This is a genomic window from Nevskia sp., assembly GCF_023266035.1.
Taxonomy (GTDB): domain Bacteria; phylum Pseudomonadota; class Gammaproteobacteria; order Nevskiales; family Nevskiaceae; genus Nevskia.
The window spans coordinates 1-4,158 of the sequence record NZ_JAHFRY010000223.1; the positions used below are offsets into that span (position 1 = coordinate 1).

The 4,158-nt window shown below is 65.9% G+C and carries 5 protein-coding genes; 2 read left to right on the top strand and 3 right to left on the bottom strand.

Annotated elements, in window-relative coordinates; genetic code table 11:
* From fliM to Q0D45_RS21155, 3 genes are all read right to left on the bottom strand, one after another.
* On the bottom strand, positions 1–825 hold an 825-nt coding region (gene fliM, locus Q0D45_RS21145; protein WP_293397777.1), incomplete at its 3' end, for a flagellar motor switch protein FliM.
* A gap of 30 nt (positions 826–855) precedes the next feature.
* Positions 856–1,425 carry a flagellar basal body-associated FliL family protein gene (locus Q0D45_RS21150; protein WP_293397780.1) on the bottom strand — a complete coding sequence of 190 codons (570 nt, stop codon included), beginning with the start codon at positions 1,423–1,425 and terminating at the stop codon, positions 856–858.
* Positions 1,426–1,614: 189 nt separating this feature from the next.
* Entirely contained in the window at positions 1,615–2,235 is a 621-nt protein-coding gene (locus tag Q0D45_RS21155) for a DUF2946 family protein (protein ID WP_293397783.1), read from the bottom strand.
* Between the two features lie 94 nt (positions 2,236–2,329).
* On the opposite strand from Q0D45_RS21155, the gene Q0D45_RS21160 reads away from it, so the two are divergent.
* Together Q0D45_RS21160 and Q0D45_RS21165 are read left to right on the top strand one after the other, a co-directional pair.
* Positions 2,330–3,868 (top strand): alpha/beta hydrolase, encoded by a 1,539-nt coding sequence (locus Q0D45_RS21160; RefSeq protein ID WP_293397786.1) that lies wholly within the window; start codon positions 2,330–2,332, stop codon positions 3,866–3,868.
* Positions 3,869–3,894: 26 nt separating this feature from the next.
* Positions 3,895–4,158 (top strand): biliverdin-producing heme oxygenase (locus Q0D45_RS21165; protein ID WP_293397789.1); only part of this gene is annotated, 264 nt, incomplete at its 3' end.

Genomic DNA, 4,158 nt, shown 5'->3' on the forward strand with positions numbered 1-4,158 from the left:
CTGCAGCAGTTCGCGGACGCTGAGATTGAGCGTGGCGAGCTGGCTGCCGATCTCGACTTCGGCATCCTGCAGCTGCTCGCGCAGGCTTTGCGTCCAGCGCTCGTCCTTCTCGACGCGATCGGACTGCAGGCCGGTATCGAGCTGATCGCGGATCGGCTCGATCATCGAATACGGGAAGGTGATGTGCAGATCGCCGCCACCGCCTTCCAGCTCGATGCGGAAGCGCGACACCACGACGATTTCGGACGGCGACACGATGTTCGCGAAGTGCGGATTCACTTCCGAATTCATGTATTCGAAATCGAGATCCATCACCGGCGACCAGGCTTCCTGCAGATCGTTGAAGGCCTGGCGCAGCAGCAGCTGGACGACGCGCATCTCGGTCGGCGTGAATTCGCGGCCTTCGATCTTGGTGGCGATCTTGCCGTCACCACCGAAGAAGTTTTCGACCACCGAATAAACCAGGCGCGGCTCGAAGATGAACAGCGCCGTACCGCGCAGCGGCTTGACCCGCACCAGGTTCAGGCTGGTCGGCACCAGCAGCGAATGGGTGTACTCGCTGAACTTGGCCATCTCGATGCCGACGACGGACAGTTCCGGGGAGCGGCGCAGCATGTTGAACAGGCCGATGCGGAACAGGCGTGCGAAGCGCTCGTTGATCATCTCGAGCGTTGGCAGGCGGCCACGAACGATGCGGTCCTGGGTCGCGAAATTGAAATTGCGCGCTTCGCCCGGCGCTGCCGGCGGCGCTTCGGTGGCCACCGAGCCGCTGTCGACGCCGTGCAGCAGCGCGTCGATCTCGTCTTGTGAAAGCAGGTCTTGCATGGTCGCGATCCGAACGAGTGGGCGGGCGGCTTACTGCATGACGAAGCTGGTGAAATAGACCGCGTCGACGCCGGGCTTGCCGGTCTCCTGGATCAGGATTCGCTGGACTTCCTCGAGCACTTTCTTCTGCAGCGCTTCCTTGCCTTCACGGCTGGCGACATCGGCCGAGCTCTGGGCGCCGAGCAGCATCAGCAGCGCGTTGCGGATCTGGGCGTTGTGCAGCTTCAGCGCGTCGACCACCGCCGCGCTGCGCGCCGACAGTTCGATTTCCACCTGCAGGAAGTGGCTGGCGTCGCCGTCATTGCCATCGTGAACATTGACGACGAAGGCCGGCGTCAGCGGCAGATAGTTGGCCGTGCCTTTCTTGCCGTCCTTGTCGCCCGCGTCATGGCCTTCAGCCGCGGCTTCGCCATGGGCTTCAGCAGCCGCTTCGGCAGCCTGCTCATGCGCTGGCGCAGCGGCTGGCTTCGGTGCCAGAAAGAACACGGCCGCGCCGGACAAGGCCGCCGACAGCAGGGCGGCAGCGATGATCGGAATCAGCAGCGCGCTTTTCTTCGGCGCGGCTGCTGCGGGGGCCTCTGCTGGGGTGGCGGCTGCCATGTGCGGATGCTCGTCTGCGGGGATCTGCAGACTGTTTTGCAACCGCTGTGCCACCGACAGAACAGAATCAAGCCATTGTTCCTGATGGCTTTTTACTGACGCCACGAGCCGTCGGAAATTTGACTGCGCCGAGTGCAGAGGGGCTCGCAGAAAACCGCGACGGAAATGCGGCGCGGCTTTCTGCGGGTTTCAGGGCGTGGCCGGCGCCGTCGGTTCGCGCAGGAAACCGAACGCCGCCGGAACGCCGGCTTCGTCGATCCGCTCCAGCACCAAGCGCTGGCCTTCAAGCTCGAGCGCCAGCCCGGTCGTCGCACCCGGCGGCAAGGCCAGCACCGTAGCCAGACGCGCTTCGTCGACCAGCCCTTGATCCGACACCAGGCGCTGCAAGGCCCAGTCCAGATCGCGATCGGTGAGCCAGCCGGGCCCCCGCGCAGTGAGCAGCCATAGCCCGCCCTGCTCATCGATTGCCGCACGCGACACGGCACCGGCCGGCGTGCCGAGATGCGTGCTCAGCGCATCGCCTTCGACCGGCGCACTCAAGATCAGCGGCGCGGCATCGAGCGCGACATAACCGCGCTGCGGCCCGTTCTGGAAATACCAGGCACCGCGCTCGTCGGCGCCGTAGTTGGCGTTGATGGTGTCGACGATCTGCGGCCGGCTGATCACTTCATCCTTGATCAGCCAGCGGCCACGCCGATCGAGCCGCAGCCAGCCATAGAGATGCGGCACGTTCGGCCAGCGCTGCATGGCGCGCTGGGCCCAGGCTTCGATATGGGATTCGATGAAGGCTTCGATAACAGGCTCAGTCATGGCATCAGCGCATGGCAGACGTAAGGGCAGTCGCCACCTTAGCAAAGCAACGGACGCCGGTTGCTAGGCCCACGAGCCTCGGCGAGACTGCCGCATGTCCTCCCCGAACTCTTTCCGCCTGCCGCTGTTACAGGCTGCGGCTGCTGTGCTGGCGCTGGTGATGATCGTGTTCGCGATCCTGCAATTGCGCGAGACCCGACAGGGCCTGACAGTGACCCGCAGCGTCGTCGGCAGCATTCCGATCACCCTCTATGCGCCAGCCGACGGCAAGCCGGCGCCGGCGGTGGTGATCGCCCATGGCTTCGCCGGTTCGCAGCCATTGATGCAGCCGTTCGCGACCACCCTGGCGCACGCCGGCCAGATCGCCATCACCTTCGATTTCCCCGGTCACGGTCGCAATCCCTTGCCGCTGCCGGGCGGGCTTGCCGATCAGTCGACGATGTCGGCGGCCCTGATCGACGCGCTGAAGCAGGTCGTTGCCCATGCGCGGACCTTGCCGCAGGTCGACGGCCGAGTGGCGCTGCTCGGCCATTCGATGGCGTCCGATGTCGTGGTCCAGGTCGGCATGGACGATCCGCGGTTGGCGGCAACCATCGCGGTATCGCTGTTCGTGCCGCGGGCGACGACCACCGCGCCGCGCAATCTGCTGATCATCGATGGTGCGCTGGAAGCGCAGGCCCTGATCGACGAGGGCTTTGCCAGCCTCGCCGAAAGCGCCCGCGGAAGGCCGGAAGCAGACATCACCTACGGCCGCTTCGACGACGGCAGCGCGCGGCGTCTGGTGCTGGCGCGCGGCGCCGAACATATCGGTGTGCTCTACGCACGCGACAGTCTCGATGCCGCCGTCGCCTGGCTGGCGCAGGTGTTCGATCGACCGGCTGGCGCTTGGCGCGATACCCGCGGCGGCGCGCTGGCGCTGCTGTTCGGTGGACTGATCCTGCTTGCCTGGCCGCTGGCTTCCCGGCTGCCGGCATCCTCGACACCGCCGCTGGGGCTGGCACTCGGTCATCGGGATCTGCTGCGTATCGCCGGCCTGCCGGCGATCGCCACACCATTACTGCTATGGCCGCTGCCGCACGACTGGCTGCCGCTGCTGCTGGGCGGCTATCTGGCGATGCACTTCGCGCTGTACGGATTGTTGATGGCGCTGCTGCTCTGGCGGGGCGGGCACCGGCTACCGAGCTTTGCCAGCTTCGATCGCCAGACCTGGCTGAGCCTGCTGGCGGTGACCCTGGGCACCACGCTGGCCTTCGGCTACGCGCTCGATGGCTGGGTGGCTTCGGTGAAACCGGTCGCGATGCGGCTGCCGCTGATCGCGGCGATGGTCATCGGCCTGCTGCCGTTCTTCGTCATCGACGAATGGATCACTCGAGGCGCGCGGCCCGTGAAGGGCGGCTATGCGCTGGCCAAGGCGCTGCTGCTCGCTTCGCTGCTGCTGGCGGTGGCGCTGAACCTTGGCGAGCTGTTTTTCCTGATCATCATCGTGCCGGTGATCCTGCTGCTGTTCATCGTTTTCGGGCTGCTCGGCGGCTGGGTTGGACGCCGCAGCGGCCAGCCGCTGATCGCGGCCTTCAGCAATGCGCTGCTGTTCGGCTGGCTGATCGCGGTGAGCTTTCCGGTGGTCAGCCGATGAGGTCCTCAGGGAGTCAGGCAACGGGTTTGAGTGCTCGCCTGCGATCGGCGACAGCCAGTCTGCATCGTGACGTAGAGGGCAGTCCGCTGATCGCGACCTTGCTGCGCGGCAAGCTCGATCGCGCCGGCTACTGCCTGCTGCTGCGCAATCTGCAGCCGGTCTATGCAGCGCTGGAAACACGGCTGCCGGCGAGTGCTGACGATCCGGCAATTGCCTGCATCTTCGATCCCGTGCTCGCGCGGCTGCCGGCGCTGGAAGCCGATCTGGTCACGCTGCACGGTGCGGACTGG

Coding starts and splice junctions, on each gene's coding strand:
- Q0D45_RS21150 (WP_293397780.1), bottom strand. CDS start 1,425: ATGGCAGCCGCCACCCCAGCAGAGGCCCCCGCAGCAGCCGCGCCGAAG.
- Q0D45_RS21155 (WP_293397783.1), bottom strand. CDS start 2,235: ATGACTGAGCCTGTTATCGAAGCCTTCATCGAATCCCATATCGAAGCC.
- Q0D45_RS21160 (WP_293397786.1), top strand. CDS start 2,330: ATGTCCTCCCCGAACTCTTTCCGCCTGCCGCTGTTACAGGCTGCGGCT.